Annotated in this window: 17 protein-coding genes and 5 tRNA genes; 4 read left to right on the top strand and 18 right to left on the bottom strand. The window is 70.4% G+C overall.

Features of this window, described 5'->3' with window-relative positions:
* The 4 genes from ACZ7CD_RS22400 to ACZ7CD_RS22385 form a co-directional block, all read right to left on the bottom strand.
* Nucleotides 1-783: an ABC transporter permease gene (locus tag ACZ7CD_RS22400; protein ID WP_470379610.1), complete on the bottom strand. Its 783-nt coding sequence runs from the start codon at nucleotides 781-783 to the stop codon at nucleotides 1-3.
* Entirely contained in the window at nucleotides 771-1,688 is a 918-nt protein-coding gene (locus ACZ7CD_RS22395) for an ABC transporter permease (RefSeq protein ID WP_470379609.1), read from the bottom strand. Before ACZ7CD_RS22395 ends, ACZ7CD_RS22400 begins: the two co-directional genes overlap by 13 nt.
* Nucleotides 1,685-2,806 (bottom strand): ABC transporter substrate-binding protein, encoded by a 1,122-nt coding sequence (locus tag ACZ7CD_RS22390; protein WP_360391760.1) that lies wholly within the window; start codon nucleotides 2,804-2,806, stop codon nucleotides 1,685-1,687. Before ACZ7CD_RS22390 ends, ACZ7CD_RS22395 begins: the two co-directional genes overlap by 4 nt.
* A gap of 230 nt (nucleotides 2,807-3,036) precedes the next feature.
* Nucleotides 3,037-3,969, bottom strand: coding sequence for a winged helix-turn-helix transcriptional regulator (locus tag ACZ7CD_RS22385; RefSeq protein ID WP_360391763.1), 933 nt, complete (start codon nucleotides 3,967-3,969; stop codon nucleotides 3,037-3,039).
* A 140-nt stretch (nucleotides 3,970-4,109) separates the two neighbouring features.
* On the opposite strand from ACZ7CD_RS22385, the gene ACZ7CD_RS22380 reads away from it, so the two are divergent.
* Complete coding sequence (locus ACZ7CD_RS22380) at nucleotides 4,110-4,613, top strand: RICIN domain-containing protein (protein ID WP_360391766.1); 504 nt, start codon at nucleotides 4,110-4,112, stop codon at nucleotides 4,611-4,613.
* Nucleotides 4,614-4,671: 58 nt separating this feature from the next.
* Here the strand turns inward: ACZ7CD_RS22380 and ACZ7CD_RS22375 are convergent, their stop codons facing one another.
* Together ACZ7CD_RS22375 and ACZ7CD_RS22370 are read right to left on the bottom strand one after the other, a co-directional pair.
* Nucleotides 4,672-5,643, bottom strand: a complete 972-nt coding sequence (locus ACZ7CD_RS22375) for a hypothetical protein (RefSeq protein WP_470379608.1) — start codon at nucleotides 5,641-5,643, stop codon at nucleotides 4,672-4,674.
* A gap of 75 nt (nucleotides 5,644-5,718) precedes the next feature.
* Nucleotides 5,719-6,279 carry a vWA domain-containing protein gene (locus ACZ7CD_RS22370; RefSeq protein ID WP_458431131.1) on the bottom strand — a complete coding sequence of 187 codons (561 nt, stop codon included), beginning with the start codon at nucleotides 6,277-6,279 and terminating at the stop codon, nucleotides 5,719-5,721.
* Nucleotides 6,280-6,422: 143 nt separating this feature from the next.
* On the opposite strand from ACZ7CD_RS22370, the gene ACZ7CD_RS22365 reads away from it, so the two are divergent.
* On the top strand, nucleotides 6,423-9,350 hold the full coding sequence (locus tag ACZ7CD_RS22365) for an AfsR/SARP family transcriptional regulator (protein ID WP_470379607.1): 2,928 nt from the start codon (nucleotides 6,423-6,425) through the stop codon (nucleotides 9,348-9,350).
* Here ACZ7CD_RS22365 and ACZ7CD_RS22360 read toward each other — a convergent pair.
* The 12 genes from ACZ7CD_RS22360 to ACZ7CD_RS22305 all read right to left on the bottom strand — a co-directional run bounded on the left by ACZ7CD_RS22360 (nucleotide 9,341) and on the right by ACZ7CD_RS22305 (nucleotide 18,200).
* Nucleotides 9,341-10,498: a helix-turn-helix domain-containing protein gene (locus ACZ7CD_RS22360; RefSeq protein WP_458431128.1), complete on the bottom strand. Its 1,158-nt coding sequence runs from the start codon at nucleotides 10,496-10,498 to the stop codon at nucleotides 9,341-9,343. The genes ACZ7CD_RS22365 and ACZ7CD_RS22360 overlap by 10 nt on opposite strands.
* 110 nt (nucleotides 10,499-10,608) lie before the next feature.
* The gene (locus tag ACZ7CD_RS22355) at nucleotides 10,609-10,779 is read right to left on the bottom strand and encodes a hypothetical protein (RefSeq protein WP_360391781.1); all 171 of its coding nucleotides are present in this window, start codon (nucleotides 10,777-10,779) and stop codon (nucleotides 10,609-10,611) included.
* A gap of 222 nt (nucleotides 10,780-11,001) precedes the next feature.
* Entirely contained in the window at nucleotides 11,002-14,073 is a 3,072-nt protein-coding gene (locus ACZ7CD_RS22350) for a helicase HerA domain-containing protein (protein ID WP_470379606.1), read from the bottom strand.
* Nucleotides 14,070-14,675 carry a hypothetical protein gene (locus tag ACZ7CD_RS22345; RefSeq protein ID WP_360391787.1) on the bottom strand — a complete coding sequence of 202 codons (606 nt, stop codon included), beginning with the start codon at nucleotides 14,673-14,675 and terminating at the stop codon, nucleotides 14,070-14,072. The genes ACZ7CD_RS22350 and ACZ7CD_RS22345 overlap by 4 nt, the downstream gene beginning before the upstream one ends.
* 11 nt (nucleotides 14,676-14,686) lie before the next feature.
* Nucleotides 14,687-16,327 (bottom strand): tyrosine-protein kinase family protein, encoded by a 1,641-nt coding sequence (locus tag ACZ7CD_RS22340; protein ID WP_360391790.1) that lies wholly within the window; start codon nucleotides 16,325-16,327, stop codon nucleotides 14,687-14,689.
* Nucleotides 16,327-16,920, bottom strand: a complete 594-nt coding sequence (locus tag ACZ7CD_RS22335) for a TIR domain-containing protein (protein ID WP_360391793.1) — start codon at nucleotides 16,918-16,920, stop codon at nucleotides 16,327-16,329. The genes ACZ7CD_RS22340 and ACZ7CD_RS22335 overlap by 1 nt, the downstream gene beginning before the upstream one ends.
* A 151-nt stretch (nucleotides 16,921-17,071) precedes the next feature.
* A tRNA-Val gene (locus ACZ7CD_RS22330) sits at nucleotides 17,072-17,143 on the bottom strand.
* Nucleotide 17,144: 1 nt separating this feature from the next.
* Nucleotides 17,145-17,217 (bottom strand) — tRNA-Gly (locus ACZ7CD_RS22325).
* Nucleotides 17,218-17,409: 192 nt separating this feature from the next.
* A tRNA-Val gene (locus ACZ7CD_RS22320) sits at nucleotides 17,410-17,481 on the bottom strand.
* Nucleotide 17,482: 1 nt separating this feature from the next.
* Nucleotides 17,483-17,554 (bottom strand) — tRNA-Cys (locus tag ACZ7CD_RS22315).
* A gap of 42 nt (nucleotides 17,555-17,596) precedes the next feature.
* A tRNA-Gly gene (locus ACZ7CD_RS22310) sits at nucleotides 17,597-17,669 on the bottom strand.
* A gap of 105 nt (nucleotides 17,670-17,774) precedes the next feature.
* On the bottom strand, nucleotides 17,775-18,200 hold the full coding sequence (locus ACZ7CD_RS22305; protein WP_030466274.1) for an SsgA family sporulation/cell division regulator: 426 nt from the start codon (nucleotides 18,198-18,200) through the stop codon (nucleotides 17,775-17,777).
* A 255-nt stretch (nucleotides 18,201-18,455) separates the two neighbouring features.
* Here ACZ7CD_RS22305 and ACZ7CD_RS22300 point away from each other — a divergent pair, with 255 nt between their 5' ends.
* Together ACZ7CD_RS22300 and ACZ7CD_RS22295 are read left to right on the top strand one after the other, a co-directional pair.
* Nucleotides 18,456-19,076, top strand: coding sequence for an RNA polymerase sigma factor (locus ACZ7CD_RS22300; RefSeq protein ID WP_360391796.1), 621 nt, complete (start codon nucleotides 18,456-18,458; stop codon nucleotides 19,074-19,076).
* On the top strand, nucleotides 19,073-19,855 hold the full coding sequence (locus ACZ7CD_RS22295; protein WP_470379605.1) for an anti-sigma factor: 783 nt from the start codon (nucleotides 19,073-19,075) through the stop codon (nucleotides 19,853-19,855). The genes ACZ7CD_RS22300 and ACZ7CD_RS22295 overlap by 4 nt, the downstream gene beginning before the upstream one ends.
* The last annotated feature ends 21 nt before the right edge of the window (nucleotides 19,856-19,876 follow it).

Here is a 19,876-nt window from a genome sequence, read left to right as displayed (position 1 = left end):
TCACTCCTCGACCACGGTCTGACGGCGCCGCTGGCCGACATAGGAAAGTGCGAACAGAAGGACGAACGCGAAGACCAGGCACAGCAGCGACACCGCGATGGACACGCCTGCGTTGCGCTTGCCGAGCAGGTTGACCTGCACCTGCAGCGTGTCGAAGTTCAGCAGCGACGCGATGGTGAACTCGCCGAGCACCAACGCGACGCTCAGCAGCGACGCGCCGATGAGCGCGACGCGGATGTTCGGCATGACGACCTTCCACAGCACCGTGAGCCACGACGCGCCCAGGCTGCGCGCGGCCTCCGACAGCGTCTTGAGGTCGATGGCGCTCAGACCGGCGTCGATCGCCCGGTAGGCGAACGGCAGCACCAGGACGGTGTACGCGAACGTGAGCGTCAGCGCCGAGTCGCCGAGGAAGTAGTTCACCCACGCGTACAGCGGCGCCATGCCGACCACGAGCACGATCGCGGGGATCGCGAGCGGCAGCAGGCAGAGGAACTCCACGAGCCGTTGCAGCTGCGGCAGCCGCAGCCGGATCCACGCCATCGTCGGCACCAGCAGCACGAGCATCAGCACCGCGGACGTGACCGACAGCAGCAGCGAGTTGCCCAGCGCCGCCATCAGGCCCTCGTCCTCGACGATCGACGTCCAGGAGCCGAGGCTGCGGGTGCCGCCGGCACCGCGGGTGGAGAACTCCGCCATCGCGATCAGCGGCAGGACGAAGTAGACGCCCAGGACCAGCAGGACGACCGTGCGCAGGACGCGCTGCCTGACTAGCGAACCCACTTGGCCACCCTCCGCTGCAGCAGCACGTTGACGCCCATGGCGATGCTGACCACGACGACCATGCCCAGGCCGAGGGCCTTGCCGAGGTTCTCCTGGCCGAGCACGACCTCGCCGGTGAGGAACCCGCGGATCTGCAGCGGCACGATCGGGCTGCCCTGCGACACGAGCGCGGCGGCCGTGGCGTAGGCGCTGAAGGCGTTGGCGAACAACAACAGCAGCGCGCCGAGGAACGGCGGGGTGAGGATCGGCCCGCCGACGTGCCGCCAGAACGTCCAGGTGGTGCCGCCGAGGCTCGCGTTGGCCTCCCGCCACTGCGGGCGCAGGCCCTCCAGGGCGGGCAGGAACACGATCACCATCAGCGGGATCTGAAAGAACGTGTAGACGAGCGTCAGACCGGGCAGCTCGAACAGCCACGCGCTGCCGGCGAACAGGTCGACGCCGGCGTTGTCGCGCAGGAACTTCGTGACCAGCCCCTCGAAGCCGATCGTCGCGAGGAACGCGAACGCCAGCGGCACGCCACCGAACTGGGCGAGCACACCGGACCCGGCCACGACGGTCCTGCGCAGCATCCCGTCGGGGTTGCCGACGGCGACCGCCCACGTGAGCAGGGCGCCGAAGATCGCGCCGATGACCGCGGTGAGCGCGGACAGCTCGATGCTGAGCACGAACGCGTCGAAGACGACACCGGTGAACAGGGTGGAGAGGTTGCCGAGCGTGAACGCGCCGTCCGAGTCCTGGAAGGCGCCGACCAGCACGAGCACCGTGGGGTAGACGAGGAACGTGCCGACGAACGCGAGGAACGGCACCGCGACGAGCCAGGCGGCCGCAGACGGCCGACCGGCGGCCCCACCCTTCTGCCGGGTGGAACCGCCGGGCGTCGCCGCTACGGGAGCGACGGAGGTCATCCGATGGCCTGGGCCCAGGTCGCGGTCAGGACGGCCTTGGCCTTGTCGGCCTGCGCCTGCGTCTGGAACACCTGCTTGCCGTCGGTCTTCGGCAGCTTGTCCTTCGCCGCCTTGTCCGCCTTGTCCCCCATCTTGTCGAGGCGCACCGGCCGGGCCAGGCCCTGCAGGTACAGGTTCTGCCCCTCGTCGGAGTAGAGGAACTCCTGCCACAGGCGCGCGGCCGCGGGGTGCGGCGCGTCCTTGCTGATGGCCTGGTTGTAGTAGCCGCCGATCTGCGCCTCGGCCGGCACGACGACCTTCCAGTCGAGCTTGCCCTTGAGCTTGTCGGTCTGGGCGGCGTTGGTGTAGTCCCAGTCGATGACGACGGGCGTCTGACCGGACTCGATCGTGGCGGGCGACGGGTCGACCGGCTGGAAGTTCCCGGCCGCCTTGAGCTGCTTGAAGAACTCGACACCGGGCGCGATGTCGTCGGCGGACCCGCCGTTGCCCAGCGCGGCCATCACGACACCGGCGAACGCGGCACCGGCCTGCGTCGGGTTGCCGTTGAGCGCGACCTTGCCCTTGTACTCGGGCTTGAGCAGGTCCTTCACGCTCGCCGGCGCCGGCACCTTCGCGGCGTCGTAGCCGATCGACATGAAGCCGCCGTAGTCGCCGTAGTAGGCGCCGTCCGCGTCCTTGAGCTCGGCGGGGATGTCGTCCCAGGTGCTGACCTTGTAGGGCGCGAACAGGTCCTTGTTGGCCAGCGCCACGTTCAGCCCGAGGTCGAACACGTCGGGCGCCCGGTCGGTGCCCTTGAGCTGCTTGGCGGCGTTGATCTCCTCCTGGCTGGAGGCGTCCGGCTGGTCCGACTTGACCTCGATGCCGTACTTCGCCTTGAACGCCTCGATGACCTTGCCGTAGTTCGCCCAGTCCGGGGGCAGCGCGATGACGTTGAGCTTGCCCTCCTTCTTGGCCGCCTCGACCAGCTTGTCCATGCCGCCGAGCTCACTCGCCGACTTCGCGGTTCCGGCAGCACCGGCCGGCGTCTCCTTGGCGGGCGGGGCGCCACAGGCAGCCACCGCCAGCACCACCGCGCCGACGCCGATCAACTTCGTCGTGACGTTCCGTCGCTTCAGCACGAGCGGAGGATTCGCGCGGGATGCTTTCGTTGTCAAGCCAGCCGCGCCGGTTGAGACCTTCTCGACTCCTGCGGTGAATTCTCGGAGGCGCGCGGGTGCCGTACCGGGAAACCGGTCCGGCACCGTCGCTTGTAGACGAACCCGGGCCCTGCCCGGCCGGCCGGCCGCCGACGACCCCGGGAGGGCCGTCTCAACTGGAGCCGCAGGCGGAACGGCGAGGTGGGCGGACGTCACCCGATCTCCAGCCCCAGCGGCGTCGGCACGTGCCGCACGGTGTTGCGGTGCCGGTGGCTCGTGATCAGCCCGGCGTCGCGCAGCACCCCGGCGTGCTCGCTGGCCCGTCCCGGCGAGATCCCCAGCGCCGCCGCGATCTGGCTGGTCGTGCTCGACGGGTTGTGCGTGATCGTCCGCAGCACCGCGGTCCGCGTCCGGCCGAGCAGCGGGGTCAGTGCCGGCGTCCGCTCGCTGGCCTCGATCAACGGCATCGGCACGCGCGCCGGGTAGACGACCACCCGCGGTTGTCCGGGCATGGCGCTGCCCAGCAGGGTCGAGCCGAGCCGGAACGCCGTCGGCAGGAGCACCACCCCCTCCCCGCCCAGGTCGATCGCCAGCTCCCGCGCGTGCGGGACCTCCAGCACGTCACCGTGCCACCGCGCCGCCGGAAAGACGCTCTCCAGCGCCGCGCCGAGTCCGGCGGTCATCAGCACCTCCCTGCGGTGCGCCACGTCCGTGTGCCACGCCGCCCGCACCCGCTGGTGGTCGAGCACCGGCCGGGCGCTGCGCAACGCCCGTTCCAGCACGGCCTGCGCCGAGCGGTCGCCCGAGGCCAGGCCGCGCGTCCACGCCGAGCCGGGGCGGCCCACCGCGGCCAGCGACTCGCGCACGTACGCCGGTGGCGAGGCCAGCACCCGGTCGACGGCGGTGTCGAAGTCGTGGTCGAGCGCCCACAGGTACTCGACGGCGCCCGCGTCGGACACGAGCTCCAGCAGCGGCAGCGCCTCCCGCGGCAGCGCCCTCCGGGTCCGGGCGACCCACGGCCCCAGCAGGCCGCGGCCGTTCCCGCACAGCGCACCGGCCGCCAGCGACAGCTCCACCAGCGGCGCCGGCGCGGGCAGGAACCGCGTGCGCAGCAGGTCCTCGGCCGTGAACCGGATCCTCAGCACGCGCGCGAGTGCAGCACACACCACCGGGCGTTGTCCTGTGCTTTTCCGACTTTCCGCCCTGCCGGAAGGTCCGTGCCGTGCCGCGGCGAGCACGCCAACCTCGGTGGTGTCCGCAAGAACACCCAAGGGGAGAAACCGAATTGCGCAGGATCACCTTGTTGCTCGCCACCGTCGTCGCGCTCTGCACCGGGTTCGCGACCTCGGCCTCGGCCGGCACGATCTTCTTCCAGCTCAAGGTCCAGCACACGCTGAAGTGCCTGCAGGTCAGCGGCGGCACCACCGCCGTGCAGTCGACGTGCGGGGGCTTCCAGCAGCAGAACCAGATCTTCGTGCTGGACCCGCTGCCCAACGGCAACCACCGGATCAGGAACGTCTCCACGAACAGGTGCCTCGACATCCGCGGCGCCAACCCGGCCACCGGCGCCGACGTCATCGAGTTCACCTGCACCGCCGGGGCGAAGCACCAGGAGTGGGGGTTCGGCTTCGACGGGGCCGGCCACTACGAGGTCGTGTCGGCGCTCAACCAGAAGTGCCTCGACGTCGACACGTTCGGCGGTGGCACGAACAACGGGGCCCGCGTGCAGATGTGGGACTGCCTGGACAACCCCGCGCTCAACCAGCGCTGGAACCTCCAGTCGATCTGACCCGGCGGGCCGGGGACCGTTTCCCGGACGGGAGACGGCCCCCGGCCCGGCCGGGCCGCTACTGCCGCATCAGGCCGACCGCGTCCCGGGCGTGGAACACGGCCGGTGAGCCGGCCGTGGCCTCCTGGTACGAGCCGCGCCGTTCCCACCGCACGCCGTAGATCAGGCCCGGCAGGAGCCGCCGGAACCGCAGGTGCACCTCGCCCGCGGCGTCCACCGGGAACGGCTGCCCTGCCGGGTCGCGGCGGTAGGCGCCGTCGAAGCGCTGTACCTGCGGCTTGTGGTCGGGGCCGAAGCGCACCCGCAGGTCGAACTGCTCGCACGGGCGTTCCGGCACGTGCAGCAGCTCGGGCAGCAGCGACTCGCGGTCGAGCGGGTAGCGCAGCGCGAACTCGAAGGTCTCGCCGCGCGGCAACGGCTCGGCGGGCACCACCGTGAACCCGGGCCGGGCGTGGGTGACGACGCCGTGGTCCTGCAGCGTGCCGCCGTAGAGGAGCCGGGTGTCGCGGCGCGGCACCGCGAACAGCGCGGTGAACTCGACCTCGTCGACGTGCTCGGCGTCGATCACGAGCCGGTGCCGTTCGACGACCTCGGGCCTGCCGTGGTCGAGGACCACCGACACGTTCAGCTCCGCGAGGTGCCAGCCCCCGGTCTCGCGGCGCGTGGTCGTGGCGGCGAGCTCGGCCAGCTGCTCGACGGCCTCGTCGACGCGGCGGCGCACGGTGCGCGCGTCACGGTCGACCTCGGCGGCCACCCAGACGACCCGGTCCTGGTACAGCGGCAGGCGGGTCTCCGGGGTCAGCGCGAACGCCGCGCGCGCGGCGAGCTGCAGGTCGTCCGGCAGCTGCTCGACCAGCTCGGTCAGCCGCGTGATCAGCTTCTGCCGCGCGGCCAGCGGCCCGTCCGAGCGGGTGATGCCGCACGCGGCGCGCAGCGTCGGCCCGATCTTCTCGTCGATCCCTCCCGCGTGCACACCACGCCCCTTGCGCACCCTCTTCAGCTCGCGGACCAGGTTCTTGTGCGTCGTCACCGTTCGCCCTCCCCTTCGTGTGCGGCGCAGCGTGCGACGGGGGCGTGGACGGGAAGTGGACACACCGTGGATTGATCAGTGGTGTTCTGGACGCAGCACCGACGCGGCGAGCGCGATGCCCAGCCGGACGCCGTCGCGGGCGAGGAAGACGCGTGAGACGCCGATGCGGTCCAGCGCGGGCACGTCGACGGCACCGACCCCGAAGACGATCATCTCGGGGCCGTTGTCCGAGGTGGTGAGGCCGGAGAGCGGTGTCTCCCAGACCGCGTCGGTGGCCCGTCCGTCCGAGATGAAGAACAGCACGGGACGCCGGACTCGGATCTGTTGCGCTTTCAGCACCGTCACGTCACGGTCGATGGTGGTGCGCATGAGGGTGAACGTCGCGCCGAAGTCCGTTCCGGATTCCTGGCGGGGGCGAATGATCTCCACGCCCTCCAGCGCGGGTCTCAGCGGCTGCACGACGCACGGGCTCCGCGCGAACGCCACCACGCACACGCGGACCTGCGTGAGGCCCAAGCCCTCCGCGTGCACGGCACCGCGGAACTCGCGCAGCCCGGCGTTGACCTCGTCGAGGTGGTCGGTCATCGAGAACGACACGTCGCAGACCACGTAACACGGCAGCACTTCGGACACCATGCGTCTCCCCCAAGTCACTTCACGTGACCCCAGCTTTCCGCTCCCGTGTAGACCAAAAGTGGAAAGAATGCTGATTCGCGACACACCAAAGGGCCCTTGTGCGACATCCATGCCAGAAGTGAAGCTGGCTCGAAGGAGGCGGAGTGGAATTCCGGATGCTGGGTCCGCTGGAGGCGTGGCAGGACGGCGCGCCGGTACCACTGGGGGACCTCCAGCAGCGCTACGTCCTCGTGGTCCTGCTCCTCAACGCGAACAGGCCGATGACACCGGAGCGGATCACCGAGATCGTCTGGCCGGACCAGCCCGAGCGCAAGAACCTGGTCCGCGGGTACGTGAACAAGCTGCGCAAGGCGTTCGCCGAGGCCGGTGCCTACGACGTCGTGATCGAGACGACGCCCACCGGGTACGTGCTGCGCGTCGCCGAGGAGAAGATCGACACCGTCCGGTTCGACCGGCTGCGCGACCAGGCCGCGCGGGCGGTGCACGACAACGACGGGCGCCGTGCCGTCGACCTGCTGCGGGAGGCCGTGGCGCTGTGGCGCGGCCGGTTCATCGAGGACATCGACATCGACCGGGTCGGTGGCGCCGACGTCGTCTTCTCCGACGAGGGCCACCACGACGCGATCGGTGACCTGGCCGAGCAGGAGCTGGTGATCGGCGACCACCGCTCGGCGCGCGACCGGATGCGCCGCGCCGTGCGTTCCCGCCCTGACCACCAGAAGTACGCCGAGCTGCTGATGCGCGCGCTGATCGCGGGCGGCGACCAGGTCGGTGCGGTCAAGGTGTTCGAGGCGGCCGGTGAGGCGCTGGCGCAGGCCGGGTTCGAACCGGGTCCGCTGCTGCGCAACCTCGCCGAACGGGCCCGCCGCGGCGAACCGGTGAGCTCGCTGCCCTCCCGTCCCGGCCGGTTCACCGGGCGCGCGGCGGAGCTGGCCGCGGTCGAACGGGCCGCGGCGGGAACGGGCGAGCGGCGCGCGGTGTGGGTCAGCGGCGCTCCCGGCGTCGGCAAGACGGGACTGGCGGTCGAGGCCGCGCACCGGCTCAAGCGCCGGTTCCCCGACGGTCAGCTGCAGGTGCGCCTGAACGGGTTCACGCCCGGTGTGGCCCCGACGTCGGTCTCCGACGCGCTGACCCAGCTGCTGACCGAGCTGGGCGTGCCACCCGAGCAGATCCCGGACACCGTGAACCGCAAGGCCACCCTCTACCAGACGCGTCTCTACGGCACGAAGACGTTGGTGGTGCTCGACAACGCTGTCTCGGCCGAGCAGGTGCGGCCGCTGCTGCCCGAGGCCGAGGGCTGCTTCGCGATCGTGACGAGCCGGCAGATGGGCGAGCCGGACATCAGCGCCCACGTCCGGCTGTCCCCGTTGCCGCCGGACGACGCCTTTTCCCTGTTCACCGCGCTCATCGACCCGTTCCGCGTGCAGGGCCGCTCCGCCGACGTGGCGGGGCTGGTCAAGCGCTGCGGCTACCTGCCGATGCCGATCAACGTGGCCGCGGCGCTGTTCCGCAGGCACGACCGGTGGTCGCTCGACCACCTCCTGGGCCTGATCGACGAGAGCGGCCCGTGGCAGGAGGACGGCACCGCGGCGGTCCGCGCGTCGTTCCGCCAGCTCGACGCCGCCCAGCAGGAGGCGTTCCGGCTCTTCGGGCAGCTGCCGGGACCGGACGTCGACCTGAGGGGTGCGGCCGCGCTGCTGGGCCGCGACATCGCTGTCACCCGCGAGCTGCTCGACGACCTGCACGAGGTGTGCCTGCTGGAGGAGGTCGCGCCCGACCGCTACCAGATGCTCGACGTGCTGAAGGAGTACGCCTCCGCCGACCCGCCCGCGACGGGACCGGAGGCGTTGCTGCGGCTGCTCGACTTCTACGTCGTCACGCTCGCGTCGGCGGTGGGCACCGCGTACCCGTTCGACCAGGCCGGCCGGCCGTCGGTGGACCGCACGAGCCCGTACGCGCTGGAGTTCGGGAGCGAGGAGACCGCGCTGGCGTGGGTGACCACCGAGCGCGACAACCTGGTGGCCGCCGTGCACCACGCGAGCCGCACCGGGCTGGCGGGGCACGCGTGGCGGGTCGCCGTGCTGGTGTGGCGGCGGTTCGCGTCGGCCAACCGGTTCCACGACTGGATCGAGGCCACGGAGCTGGCGCGGGAGGCGGTGGGCACCGACCGGTACGGCCGGGCCCACGTGCTGCTGCGGCTCGCCTCCACGCACGACCGGCTGGGCCACCACGCGCAGGCGCTGGAGCTGGCCACGAAGGCGCTGCCGCTGTGGACCGAGCTGGCCGACGTGCGGGGCGAGGCCGCGACGCTCGCCACGATGGCGATCTGCACCATGCAGCTCGGCGACCACGAGAAGGCGACCGGGCAGTTCGAGACCGCGTTGCGCAAGTACGAGCAGTGCGACGACCTGCGCGGCCAGGCGCACATGCTGAGCCACCTCGGTTACCTCGACGAGCAGCACGGCGAGTTCGAGACGGCGTTGCGCCGGCACGAGGCCGCCGTCCGCATCCAGCGCTCGATCGGCAACCGGCGCGGTCTCGCCCACGCGTTGAACAACCTCGGCGCGAGCCGCCAGCACCTCGGCGGGCTCGACGACGCGATCCCCGAGCACGTCGAGGCCTACGAGATCGCCTCCGAGCTCGGCGACTCGGTGCTGGCCGCCTACGCGTTGACGAACATCGCCGACGCGCACCGGCTCGCGGGCCGCCTCACCGAGGCGGTGCGCCACCACGAGCTCGCCACGTCCCACGCGTCCGAGGTCGTCGACGCGGACCTGCGGGCCCGCCTGTTCCGCGACCGCGGCCTCGTGGCACTGGACGGCCGCGACCACCTGGCGGCGCTGCGGCTCTTCCAGTCCTCACTGGACGTCGCCGACGCCACCGGCAACCCGACGCACCGCTCGCACGCGGAGGCCGGCATCGCCCGCGCCCTGCACGCGCTGGGCCGGCACCGGGAGGCCGCGGCGCACTGGGACGTGGCGGAGGAGGTGTACGCGGCGCTCGACCAGCCGGAGGTGCGGGAGGTGCGGGCCCAGCGCGCGGACATGACGTGCGCCTGCGGTCAGCGGTGAACCAGCCGCTTGAGATCGGGGTACACCGCGCGCACGGCATCGTGGTTGTGCCAGCGCCCCAGCGTCCGCGCGAGCTGCCGCAGGTCGGTCCTGATCGTCGCCGAGTCCACGGCCTCGGCGTCGGTCAGCGTCGCGGCCAGCGTGCGGCAGCCCTCGTCCACCTCGCCCGCCAACGCGTGGGCGAGCGACCGCCGGGCCCCGAACCGCGCCCTGGACCGCCGTGACTGCGCCGGGATCAGCTCGATCTGCCGGTCCAGCAGCTCCGCGGCCTCGGCGTTGCGCCCCAGGTCCACCAACGACCAGCCGCGCGCCAGCTCCAGCGGGTCCGGCACGCTCGACCCGAGCACCGGGTACGGCCGGTCGTCGCGTGGTGCGTCCTGCATCAGCTCGGCCGCGCGTTCGAACGCGCTTTCGGCCGCATAACGGTCTCCCGCCAACGCGTGGCCTTGTGCCTCACGGCGTGCGGCCAGCGCGAGTGTGCGCGCTCCGGCCCGTCCGATCCACTGCGCCTGCTGGGCGAGGTTGATCGTGGTGGCCGCCTCCTGCCGGTAGAGCGCGAGCCCCGCCTCCCGCACGAACGCGTAGCAGGCGATCTCCGGGTCACCGGCCGCGCGGGACAGCTCGGAGGCGTGCCGCGTCCACCACAGCGCGTTCTGCTCGTCGCCCGCCTCCTGGCTCATCCAGCCGGTGTACTCGGCGATCCGCGCGGCCAGCCGCTGCAACGCGACGCTGCCGTCCCTGCGCGCGGTGGCGTCGACCTTGTACTGCAGCTCCTTCAACGGTTCCAGGAGCATCGTCGGACTCGTCCGCAGCCCGAGGCCCTGCAGGTGCTCGAACCGGTCGCGGATCCGCACCGCGAGGTCGGGCCCCTGCCCGGTGCCGGTGAGCGCCCCGACGCCGAGCATCGTGCCCGCCACCAGCAGCTGGCGCCGCGTCGGCTGCGGCCGGGTGGCGGCGGCGACCAGCTCCCCGCCGGTGCCGAGCGCGCTGTCGCACAGCCGGGCGAACGCGGTGTTCGGCGGTTTCAGCCCATTCTCGATCTTGCTGAGATATCCCTTGCTGTAGTGCACCAGCTTTGCCAGCTGCCCCATCGACAATCCCGCGGCGAGACGTCGTTCCCGCAACAGCTCACCAAAGTTCTCCGCCACGACTGCCTCCCGCTCAGACGTTCCCCGAGTACAACACCCCGACGAGTTCAGCGCAATGCCCCGGCCTTCCACCGAATAACGGCGGTCGACCGGGGCGAATTGCTCTCAGCTCAGTCGTGCCACGGGTTCCCACCGCCGTTGGGCGCGTCCGTGGTGGTCGTGGTGGGCGGCGGCGGGGTGCCGTCGGCGGTGGCCGCGGGCCCGGAAACGGCGGCGGCGAAGCTGAGCGCGGTCACCAGGGCGGCGACGGTCACACCGAAAGTGGACAGGGTTTTGGACATGACGAATCCTCCGAAGGAAATCGCAGTTTGATTTCTGGATTTCGCCCGTTCGATTTCGGGCTACTTCGAGAATCCATCACCGAAAAGCGCGCAACCAGATGTTTCCCGTTGCCCGGCACAGCGGGCAACGGCCTCCACACCTGTTCCACTTCTCATCCACCAGGACAGCAGAAAGGCGGTGCCCCGGTTCAGGGCACCGCCTCGTTCACCACAGTCCGCGCTCTACCTCCGCGCGCGCTCGACCACGTCCTCCAGCCGCAACGGGCTCGGCGGGTGGTGGCTCAGGCACAGCGGCGCGCGCATCCGCCGGAACCCGAACGTGTCCCCGGTGACGTAGAACCGCCCGCGTTCCAGCCGCGAGATGTCCGCGACCGTGCTGCCCTTCGCGCGCGCCATCTCCGTCGCCGCCGCGATCTGCGCCGGGCTGTTGAGCCGGCCGAAGAACTGCGTGGTCGCGTTGCCGGTCACCTGGTTGTGCACGCCTTTCGGCGCCTGCGTGGCGAGCAGCAGCCCCAGCCCGTACTTGCGCGCCTGCGAGGCCAGCAGGATCGTGCTCTGCGTGCTCGCCGTCCACGCCCCGGACGGCGCGATGGTCTGCGCCTCGTCCATCACCAGCAACCCGCCCAGCGGCCGGTCGGCCGCCGGGTTGCGCTTGATCCAGGCGAACACCTCCAGCTGCAGCTGGCTGATGAACCCCTGCCGCTGCTCCTCCGACGGCAACCCGACGAAGCTGATCACCGACACCCGCGCGCGCCTGCCGTCCGACGGCGTGAGCAGCACCCCGGGGTCGGTCGGCTCGCCCTGCCCGCCGAGCAGCGGGTCGTTCACCATCGCGGCCCTGAGCGTCTCCGCCAGCTCCACCGCCGTCGCCGGCGCCGAGTTGAGCTTGCTCACCCCGTCCGGCAGCTCGGCCAGCACCTCGACGAACCCGTTGAGGTCACGCCGGTCCCTGCGCGCGTAGTACGTCAGCGCCTCTCTGAGCACTGCACGCCCACGCACCGCGAACCGCGACTCGCTGGCCACCCGCGCGTGCGGCACCAACCGCGCCACCGCCGCTTCGACGGCGGCACCGAACTCGTCGGGATCTCCCCGCACCTCCGCGAAGTCCGGCAACGGGTGGAAGCTCAGCGGCCGCCCGCCCGCACGCCCCGGCGTCCACACCACGACCTCGGTGTGCGCCAGGTACTCCGCCGCGCGCTCCGCGTCCCCCGGCCGCCACTCCCCCGGCGGCTCCGGCCACGCGTCCCCCAGCCGCGCCAGGTCGTTGTTGGGGTCCAGCACGATCGCCGACACCCCGCGCAACGCGCACTCCTCGACGATCCGCCGCAGCAGCACCGTCTTCCCGCTGCCGGACCCGGCGAACACGATGGCGTGCTTGCGCAACGACTCCAGCTCGATGCGGATCTCCCCGTCCATGCCGAGCACGATCTCCCCCGGCGCCGCCTCCGGCACCGGCGGTGGCCGGGTCTCCTGGTGCGAGGCCGCCGTCCGCTCCTGCGCGGGCAGGACCGAACGCAGGAACGTGGCACCGCTGGCCGGTTTGCGCGCCACCAGCCACGACAGCAGCTGGTGGGTCTGCATCGCGCAGATCTCCTTGAGGGCGCTGAACGTCCGCAGGTCGTCGTCGCTGATGTCGACGCACCGGCCACCCGCCTGCTCCAGCGCGGCGACCTCCTGCCGGGTCTTCGCACCGGTCCAGCCCTTGGCGCCGTTGCGGATGATGACCAGGTGCCGGCCCTGCCCGCCGTGCGTGCCCTCGGCGGCGGCACGGGCGTCGCGCAGCTTGCGCAACACCCGGTTGCCGTGGCTGCTCGCGATGAACACCAGCCCCCAGCGCTCCTGGGTGTCCAGCTCCTCGTTGACCGTGAGGCGCAGCCCGGCGTGCAGGCGCCCGTCCTCGGACTGCGGCTCCGGGTGCCACTTCAGGTCGTCGTTGCCCACCTCGGTGATCCACGACTTCAGCCCGGCCAGCAGCAGCGGCGGGACGACCTCGTCCTCGTTGTGCGGCCGGATGTCCCCGGCGACGACCCCGGACTGCTCCCGCAGCCGCGCGAACCGCGCGTCGAACTCGGCCAGGTGGTCCTGCTCCCGCACGGCGGGCTCCGGCGCCTCGGCCGGCTGTGCCTCGTCGAACGACGTCAGCTCCCTGATCTCGCCGTACAGGCAGGCCTCCGCGTGCGCGTGCACCCGCTTGAGCAGCTGCCGCGGCGTCCGGTTGGCCCACGTCGCGGCGTCGAACGCGCTCAGCGCCACCGGCCACGTCGGGTGCGGCGGCGTGATCCCGTTGCGCTGGTAGATCACGCCGAGCCACTTCTCCAGCAACCGCCTGCCCAGCACGGGGTCCGCGATGGCGGCGAGGATCGGGGTTCTGGTGAACCGGTCCTCGACGGTGCTGGTCGCGATCGACTTCAGCATCGTCCACGTGTCGGGCAGGCAGGCCACCACCGTGAGCGTGCGCCTCGTGGTCTCACGGAGCTGCATCAGACCGTCGGAGATGTCACTGATCTCCTGGCGGAGCTCGGGGTTCGTGACGATGTCCCCGACCGCGTCGCGGCCCTTGTTCACCAGCGTGTCCAGCTGGTCGACCGCGATCACGCACGGCCCGGTCATCGCGAGGACGCGGGACACGTCGCGGACCAGCTCCCGCGACGGCTTCGGCTCGGCGGGCAGCCCCCACCGCCTGCGTTCCTCGCCCGTGTCGTCGCCGCCCTTGAGGTAGGACCGCGCGATCTCGGCGTGCTCGGACGCGTACAGCACCAGCGCCCTGATCGTGTCACCGCACTCCACCGCGATCCGGCTGTCCACAGTGCGCAGTCCGCTCAGGAACGCCCGCAGGTGCTCCGGTGTCAGCTCCGCCTGCCCCACCACGGCCCTGGCGACGTCCTCGGACACGTCCGCGCCCATGCACAGCTGCCGCAGCAGCACGGTGAGCTGCAGCTCGCCCTCGTCGTCGGCCCTGCGGAGCTCGCTGCGCAGCGCGTCGGCGATGTCGTCCCAGAACGCCTTCCCCGACGTCACCTCGACGAGGAAGAAGTAGCCGCCCTCCTGCTGGACCATGCGGCGCACGGACCCCAGCAGGTGCGTCTTGCCCACGCCCTTCTCGCCCTGCAGCACCAGCCCGCCGATGCTCGGCCCGACGCTGGCCCGCGCGTCCGCGATGCCGGCGCGCAGGCGGTGCTCCGCCCGCGTGTGCAGGCCGTCGACGTGGAACGGCGAGGTGTGCCACACGTCGTCGGGTGTCTCGGCGGAGTTGAACCGCACGACCGCCAGCGCCTCGCGCAGGTGCTCGGTCATGATTCCTCGATCGCCACGAGGTGCTTGTCCTCGCCGCCGATCCGGATGGCCGCCGCGTGGTCCTCGTCGGTCAGCACCTTGCGGTTCGCGCTCGCCACCAGGTGCGTGGAGCCGTCCTTGACCATCTTCAACAACGTCTGGTCGACCTCCTCGCGTTCCGCGCCGTCGAGCCGCGGCCGCAGCTTCGCGAGCCGCACCCAGTCCTGGTAGCCGTCACCGAGCTCCAGGTACACCTGCTTGATCAGGTCCTCGAGGTCTCTCGAGCGAATCGCTTCAGCGAGCAGCCCCTTCTGCCGCAGGAACGGCACGAACCGCCGCACCATCTCCAGAAGCGCCCTCGCCTGCGGTCCCATCCGTGCCGGCATCTCGCTCTCCGTCAGGTCGGTGATGCACCACTCAATGCCCTCATCCGTGATCCGGTGCGTGTAGGGCGTGACATCCGTCGACGACTCGATCAACTTGTCCCGGTTCAACGCCTCCCGGTCGGCGCGACCGAACTTGATCTTGCGCTGGACGGTGAACTCGGTGTTCGCCATCTCGCGGTTCTCCAGCAGCAGCACCATCAACACCGCTTTGGCACTGGACGCGTACTTCTCCGGCATCACGCCGCCTTTCAGTCGGTGAACGCGTTGACTCGTCGCTCGATCCGGGCGAGCAGAGCGCGCACCTCGGCGCGCAGCTGCCCAGGAACCACCACGGCGGTCCCTTTGAGGTGCGATTTGGTCAGCAGGGCCAGATCCGCCGTCAGGACCCGCACCGCGTCCATGTCGCCGTCGTCGAGCGCGACAGCGATCCCCTGCACGGTCTCCCTGACCAACGCCAGCCTTGCGGAGGACGGCAGCTGCTCCGGCACCTCCCGCAACGCCACTTCCGCAGCCCGCAACGCCTCCTGGTCCGGCTCGGCCTCCGTGGCCGGAACCGCCTTGAGCAGGTCGTGCAGCTCCCTGGCCACCCGCACGGGCCGCACGTCCGGGTCGAACTCCCCGAGCTGCAGGTTTCGCAGGAAACCCGGCAGCAGGTCACGTGACGTGTGCGGGCTGACCAGGCAGAACAGCCGCCGCTCCGTTCCGTCGGGTCCCAGCGCCCGCCGCGCGAACCGTTCCGCCTCGGTCTGCTGCCACCGGCTCAGCCGACCGTCGACCAGCAGGCACAGGTGCTCGGCGGGATCGTTCGCCTGGTCGAGGATGCCGGGGTCACCCGACAGCGAGTGCTCCGCGCGCACCCCCAGCAGGCGCAGCTCGGTGATCAGCTCGGTCGAGGTCTGCCACAGCGACCGCGGGCTGGACACCAGCAGGTCCAGGTCGAACTGGCGGCGCCGGGAACGCGCGGCGGCCACGTAGGCGTCGCGGTTGTCCGCCAGCAGGTCGGTCCGGTCGAACTCCTGCGCGACCACCGCGGCGACCGTCTCCAGCGCGAACGAGATCTGGTCCGAGGACGGCGGCTGCTCCGCCACGACGGGCAGCTGCTCGCCGAAGCTCCAGTACGAGATGTAGGGCACGGTGAGGTGCCGCATCATCTGCTCCGGCGTCACGCCCTTGATCAGCCAGTTGCCGAACAGCGGCGCGACGACCCCGGCGCACTTCTTCTGCCAGTCTTCTGCCCGCTCGTACTCGACCCGGTTGTCCAGCCTGGACAGCACCGGCAGCACCTGGTGCCGGGGCCGGTCGTAGGGCAGCCGGTCCCTCGCCCTGTCGGCGAGGCGGACGATGTCCACCACCTCGTTGAGGTTCTGGTCGTTGGCGGTGAACACGACGACCAGGCGGTCGGGCAGCTGGGCCGTGCAGATGCTCGCGATGTCGGACACACCGGTGCGGCTGTCGATCAGCACGAAGTCGTACTTGGCGGTCCACTCCTCGCGGTAGGCCTCGAGGTGCGCCGCGAACCCGCGCTCGTACAGGTCCTCCCAGTCGATCGACTGCATCCGGCGCGAGTACGAGCCGTCCAGCCGGCGGTCCTCGGTCCGCCCCGCGGCGATCAGGTCGAGCACCCCGCCGTCCACCGCGACCCGCACCTCGTGCGCGCCGGGCGTCCTCACCCCGGCCAGGAACTCGTGTGCGATGTCGACCACACCGCTGCGCGGTTTCTCCGGCAGGTGCGGGTCGAAGTAGAGGTGCAGTCCGGGGGCTTCCAGGTCCCAGTCCACGGCGAGCACGCGATAACCCCACCGAGCGAGCAACACCGCCGTGTTGGCCAGGGTGAAGCTGCGTCCGACGCCGCCTTTGTAGGAGTAGAACGTGATCACGGTCCCGGTCATCACTCGAACCTCGGCAACGGCGGAGGAGGGATGAGCACCGGCTCCGGGTGCTCGACGATCGGCCAGTCCGGACTCCAGTCCGGCACCTGCTGCGCCAGTTCCACGAGATCGCGGGCGAGCTCCCTCACCCGGCGGCAGAAGTAGATGTACTCCACCGTGTCCTGATAAACGGGTTCGGTGTAGGAGTACTCCTTGAAGTCCTGCCAGGAGCGCATGCGTTCTTTGACCGCGAATTTGTGCGAGTCCGAGTAGAGAATCGGGTAGACCAGCCCCTGCGGGAAGTCAGCGGAGGCCAGTCCGAGCACGGCCTCGCGCGCCCGCATGCTCTCCAGCTCGGCCATGCACCAGTGGGACTCGAAGTAGTGCGGCGTCATGAGCTGGATCATGATCTTGCTGCGGTGCAGCGAGTTCACCAGGTGGTGCGACCAGTCCACCGCCCGCGGCATCACCCGGTCCATGTAGACCTTGGGCGCCGGCGCACACTCGTCAGCGAGGTACTCGACGAGCTTGTTGTAGAAGTGGTTGAGCAACCATTTCTGCACGCTGCCCGTTCGGCTGTAGCTGATGAAGAAGTCATATTTGTAGCCGGACACAGCGGCCAACGATAGATGCCGATATCCGGCAAAAAAAGACAAAAAAGAGGCCGATTTCGGTCATTCTGTCCATAAAGTGGACATAAACCGGGCAGGCTGCAACCAGCAAGAAGCCCCCGGTCCTGGTGGACCGAGGGCTTCTCATGCGAAGTGGACGATACTGGGATTGAACCAGTGACCCCTACCGTGTCAAGGTAGTGCTCTCCCGCTGAGCTAATCGTCCGAGCGGATGACGAGACTCGAACTCGCGACCCTCACCTTGGCAAGGTGATGCGCTACCAACTGCGCTACATCCGCGTGCCCCTCAGGATTCCCTTGTGGGGTTTCCCTCGGTGCGGGAGGAACTTTATCCGACGCTCCCCGGAAGTTCCAAATCGGCTGATCTTGAGCCTGCCGGCGCCTCCGGAAGGCCCCCGGAGCGCGATGCAGAGGCCGTGGAACGAGAACGGGGCGAGGTGCGTTGTGCACCTCGCCCCGCTGTCGATCCGATGGACGATACTGGGATTGAACCAGTGACCCCTACCGTGTCAAGGTAGTGCTCTCCCGCTGAGCTAATCGTCCGAGGCGGAGACGGGAATCGAACCCGTGTACAGGGCTTTGCAGGCCCTTGCCTAAGCCACTCGGCCACTCCGCCAGGAGCATGAGTCCTCGATGGACACCCATCGTGAACCCACAGAGCGGATGACGAGACTCGAACTCGCGACCCTCACCTTGGCAAGGTGATGCGCTACCAACTGCGCTACATCCGCGTACATCACTGACTTCGTGATGTTGAACAAACCTTATACGAGGGGTGCAACCCACTTTCACCGGGGGTACCCGCACCGCCTCCGCGGGCCCCCTACCTCGGGTTTTCAGCTCAGGTCGTTCGAGATCAGGTGCGTGAGCGCCTCGTCGACGTTGACCCACAGGTGCTCGTTGCCGGGCACGACGACGTCGTAGGTCCGGTCGAGGAAGTCCGCGAGCTCCTGAGCCGACGCCTCGAACATGGCGTGCCCGGACGGCGAGCTGAGCTCGATCACGACGACCTCGGGGTCGTCGGCGGCGGGGCGGATCCGGACGTCACCGTCACCGGCGTCCGCGATCAGGCCGTCCGCGAGCAGGTCGCGGGCGAACACCCACTCGACCCAGCCCGCGCGACCCGTGCGGAACGCGGCCACGACCGCGTACGGGTCCTTTGTGTCATATCGCAGCTCCACCTGGACCGGGACCGCCGGGGTCCTGGGCGCCAGCAGGTCGAAGACCGCTGTCGAGCGGAGCGTCACGTGGTCGTTGCGCATCGTCGTTACCCTCTTCTCCCTTCCCGGTCAATGAAACGACCGAGCACCTCAGTTGTGACGTGCATGTGGCGAGGAACGCTCGCCGTCCGACCGCAGATCACCCCTTCGGGTCAGCTTTGCTGCACTCGGCGACCATTCGTGCGCGTTCCGTGCCTTCCTCGTCGTCAGCCCACGTTCAGCGACCCCCATCTTGCTGGGTCTAACCTGAACCCGGTACCGGCTGTTGCGCGAATGTTGGACGTGAGGACATCTCTGGTGGCTGACTCGCCCGGCCCGACCGCTGCGCCACGTAGCGACCGGCCGACCGACTTCGAGCTCGTGCAGAGGCTCGCGCAGGGCGACCGGCCGGCGTTCGGCGAGCTGTACGACAGGTACGGCACGCCCGCGTACTCGCTGGCCAGGCGCATCTGCGTGGACGCGGAGCTCGCCGAGGACGTCGTCCAGGAGGCCTTCCTCGCGCTGTGGCGGCACCCCGCCAGGTTCGACCCCGCGCGGGGCGGTTTCGGGACCTGGTTGATGACCCTGGTGCACCACCGAGCGGTGGATGCCGTCCGTAAGGAAAACACCCAGCGCCGTCGAACTGTTCCCTTGACCGAGGACGTGTCACCTCCGACGGACGGTTCCGACCACGAAGCGTTGGTGAGCGTGGTGGGCGCCGAGGTCCGGGCGGCGCTGCGCACGTTGCCCGAGGAGCAGCGCCAGGTCATCACGCTCGCCTACCTCGGTGGCTACACGCAGTGCGAGGTGGCGAAACTGACCGGCGTCCCGCTGGGAACTGTGAAATCGCGCACGTTCGCGGCGATAAGACGCCTGAGAGGCACGTTGGGGAACCTGTGGGCCGGCGAGACCGGCGAGACGACGGGAGTGAACCGGTGAACGGCGAGCTGTGCGCTCACGAGGAACTCGCCGTCGGCTGGGCGATGCACTCCCTGGAGCCCGACGAGGAGGCGGTGGCCCGCGACCACCTGCCGACCTGCTCCACCTGCCAGGCCACCGTCCGTTCGACGGAGGAGGTCCTCGCGGGCATCGGCGGCGCGGTCCGCCAGGAACAGCCCCCGGCCCACCTGCGCGCGCGACTGCTGGAGCAGATCGAGCACACCCCGCAGGAGCCCCCGGCCGCACCCCACCCGCGCCCAGCGGCCCCGACCCCGCTGCGCCCGCAACCGCGCCGCCGCACCGGCCGGCTCCTGCTGGCAGCGGCCGCCGCAATCGCGGTCCTCGCGGCAGGCGGCTTCCTCGGCGTGCGCGTGACCCAGCTCTCCGACGAGGTCGCCGCCTCGAAGGCCCGCACCGACGACCTGAACAAGGCCCTGGTCCTGGCCGCCGACCCGGCCACGAACCGCGCCCTGCTGCGCACCGGCTCCGGCATCGACGCGGCCGTGGTCCTCTCCGGCCCGACCACCGCGGCCGTCATGCCGATGAACCTGAAGCCGAACGACTCGGGCCACGTTTACGTGGTGTGGGGTGCGAGCACGAAGGCGCCGGTACCGTTGGCCGTGTTCGACGTACGCGCCGGCTCGACCGACCCGCAGCTCCTCTCGTGGTCGGCCGACGCCCACAAGCACACGACCTTCGCGGTATCACTGGAACCCGGCCGCCAGGCCCCTCCGAGCCCCTCGGAAGTGCTGGCACTCGGCCAGGTTGCGTCCGCCTGAGTCCCAACAGGATGATCGACA

This window comes from Lentzea sp. NPDC036949 (assembly GCF_055608075.1).
The sequence above is the reverse complement of the archived record's forward strand: the minus strand, read 5'-3'. Positions and strand labels throughout refer to the sequence as shown.